Origin of the sequence: Vibrio rotiferianus CAIM 577 = LMG 21460 (genome assembly GCF_002741985.1) — a bacterium.
GTDB classification, from domain to species: Bacteria; Pseudomonadota; Gammaproteobacteria; order Enterobacterales; family Vibrionaceae; genus Vibrio; species Vibrio rotiferianus.
The window spans coordinates 1-2,662 of record NZ_APHW01000087.1; the positions used below are offsets into that span (position 1 = coordinate 1).

The window sequence follows — 2,662 nt, forward strand, 5'->3', positions numbered from 1 at the left end:
GCTGCACGAATTTCAGAAACTGCACCCAGCATACCTACACCAGCTAGCAGAGGCCAAAGGTAGTCAACATACTTCCACTTACGCTTACAGAGATTAAAGCCACACCAGATTGGTAAATGGAAAGCTAATGCTAAACCGCAGGTGAGCAAAACAAAGTGAAGTGAGTTGGAGAGCATGAACTCACTCTCGAAGAAGCTTTCCATAAACTATCAAATTTCCTCTAAAAATAGTGTACCCCACGAAAAGTGGACACAACATAACTACACACTTTCGAACTCAACCGGACTCACATAGCCCAACGCTGAGTGCTTTCTATTTCGATTGTAATAGATCTCGATATATTCGAAGATCCCCATTCGAGCTTCTTCTATATCTTGGTAGTCTTCTGCGTATATCAGCTCGACTTTCAGTCGACTGTAAAAGGACTCCATAACAGCATTATCCCAGCAGTTGCCCTTACGGCTCATGCTCGGCACACCACCATGCTTACGCATGAAGTCCTGATAATCATGCGCTCTGTATTGTACACCACGGTCTGAGTGGATTATGACGCCTTTAGGCGGCTTACGTGACTTGAACGCCATTTTCAGTGCATTCGTAATCAGTTGAACCGTCATCGTTGTATCTAACGACCAACCAACAATACGGCGTGAATGCAAGTCCAGAACCGTAGCTAGGTAGACCCAACGGCTCTTCACCCAAATGTACGTAATGTCAGTCACCCACTTTTGATTAGGGCTCGCTGCTTCAAAGTCTCTACGTAATAAATTATCCGCTACATTGGTCATCGCTGCCACATCCTTAGTGTATTTGAACCCTATACCATTGCGTGCTTTGATACCATTTTCTTTCATGATATCAGCAACATAGTTGACACAGCAGGCATGGCCTGCTTGATTCAGCTCATCGGTAATTCGAACTGAACCATAGCGAGCACGATGCTTTGCAAAGGTGCACATGACTAACTGTTCAAAACGGCACCGCCGCTTTGAGCGTTCACTCGGTTCTCGATTTAACCATTTGTAATAACCACTCGGCGAAACGTCCAAGGCGTGGCACATATGAGTGATTTTGTATTTCCCAACATAGCTCTCAATATACTCGTACTTCACTCTTGGTTCTTCGCGAAGTACGCCGAGACCTTCTTTAGGAATTCCATTTCATCACGTAGACGCTTGTTTTCGCGCCGAAGGGCGCGAAGCTCTTCAGACTCTTTCTTCGAGTAGTCAACACCGTCTAAGGTGTTAAACTGTTTATCAGATAGGCGTGTAAATTGACGCTTCCAGTTTCGTATTTGTTGGGCGCTAATGCCCAACTCCTTGGCAACGGAGACGGCTGTTCGGCCCGGAAGACTGGCAAGACGAACCGCTTCTTTGCGGAACTCTTCGGTGTACGCTGGATTACGATGTTTAGCCATAGATCACCTCTCAATTAGACCCTAGATCTAACTTAGTAAAGTGTCTACTAAACGTGGGGTACTCGGGCATATAACGCCGCGTTAAGTAGTGAGCAACGCTACCACAAAACTCAACCGTACCACCGTAAACACAAAACCCAACGATGGAATGAAAAATGCCATGCGTTGGGAATCTGTCTTAAACGCTTTGTTATGTTGCTGTTTACATTAGCGGATGAATTTCCCTGTTGGAATGTGAATCTGAGCAGTCTTTGTACCATCTTTACTGATTAGGAAAATATGATTTTTGGAATCATCTAATTTCGTTGCCTGCCAACCAAATTTAGAAGTGGCTTTTTTTAACGTTTCAAAAGCTACTTTATTTACTGAGGCTGCTGATTCAATACCGACCAGATCAATCTCTTTACCAATGAACTCTGGATAAACTGGTGAGCTGAAGTCGATAGATGCGTAGATATCACCGCTTTCTGTACGACTGAAGTTTAAGATTGGATATATACACTCTTCATATCGATCAATTCTCCAAGTGCCACCACTTGATTCATGTCCCTCAGTAATAACAACTACATACCCCGGTTTACCACTCTCAACCTGCTTGATATGGCGTAAACGCTCTTTCTGCCCTAATCGAGTATCTGATGGTGTATTTAAATACACCAAACCATTCTTCTCTTTGACTTCCTCAGCCCAGATTCGAAGATACACACCTTTTTCATTCTCAGCGCCCCAAGACCATTGAACGTTTGTTAAAGGGGCTGATAAGTTTTCAGCAAAAAAGGCAGACATTGATTTGGTATTCATAAAAGCTCTCCACGAAACAGAATGACATTTTAATGCGTACCAGTTTGATTGCAACATAACGCCCTGTTAAGGTGTGAGCAACGCAATACCGAAGTTGCCGCATACCACCTTAAACACTAAAACCAACGCATATTAAAAATGCCACGCGTTGCGAATCACTCTTAAACAGTTTGTTATGAGCGGGGTTAAGAGTGCGCTTTAACGTACTTTTTAACCTTTTTCATAGCCATTTGACGCTTAAGTGGCGAAAGATAGTCAATAAACAGATTACCCGACAAATGATCTATTTCGTGCTGCATTACGATAGCCAGAAACTCATCACTTTCGATGGTAATTGGCTTACCTTCGCGATCTAAAGCAGATACAACAACTGAAGTAAAACGCTCTATGTCTGCATAATCAGGAACTGATAAACAACCCTCTTGACCCAATGCTTTATCCGAG

At 43.4% G+C, this 2,662-nt stretch carries 4 protein-coding genes and 1 pseudogene; all 5 read right to left on the reverse strand.

What is annotated here, in order from left to right:
- Positions 1-203 (reverse strand): annotated as a pseudogene (locus tag B853_RS16300) (hypothetical protein); the annotation flags it as partial.
- Positions 204-260: 57 nt separating this feature from the next.
- Positions 261-1,112 (reverse strand): IS3 family transposase, encoded by an 852-nt coding sequence (locus tag B853_RS16305; protein ID WP_038887897.1) that lies wholly within the window; start codon positions 1,110-1,112, stop codon positions 261-263.
- Positions 1,109-1,417, reverse strand: coding sequence for a transposase (locus B853_RS16310; protein WP_038887895.1), 309 nt, complete (start codon positions 1,415-1,417; stop codon positions 1,109-1,111). Before B853_RS16310 ends, B853_RS16305 begins: the two co-directional genes overlap by 4 nt.
- A 207-nt stretch (positions 1,418-1,624) precedes the next feature.
- Positions 1,625-2,218 (reverse strand): hypothetical protein, encoded by a 594-nt coding sequence (locus B853_RS16315; RefSeq protein WP_038887893.1) that lies wholly within the window; start codon positions 2,216-2,218, stop codon positions 1,625-1,627.
- 185 nt (positions 2,219-2,403) lie between these two features.
- Positions 2,404-2,662, reverse strand: a 259-nt coding sequence (locus B853_RS16325) for a peptide deformylase (RefSeq protein WP_211285383.1), incomplete at its 5' end; no start/stop codon positions are given.

Excerpts from the sequence above, each read along its gene's own strand:
- B853_RS16310 (WP_038887895.1), bottom strand. The coding sequence starts at position 1,417 with ATGGCTAAACATCGTAATCCAGCGTACACCGAAGAGTTCCGCAAAGAA.
- B853_RS16315 (WP_038887893.1), bottom strand. The coding sequence starts at position 2,218 with ATGAATACCAAATCAATGTCTGCCTTTTTTGCTGAAAACTTATCAGCC.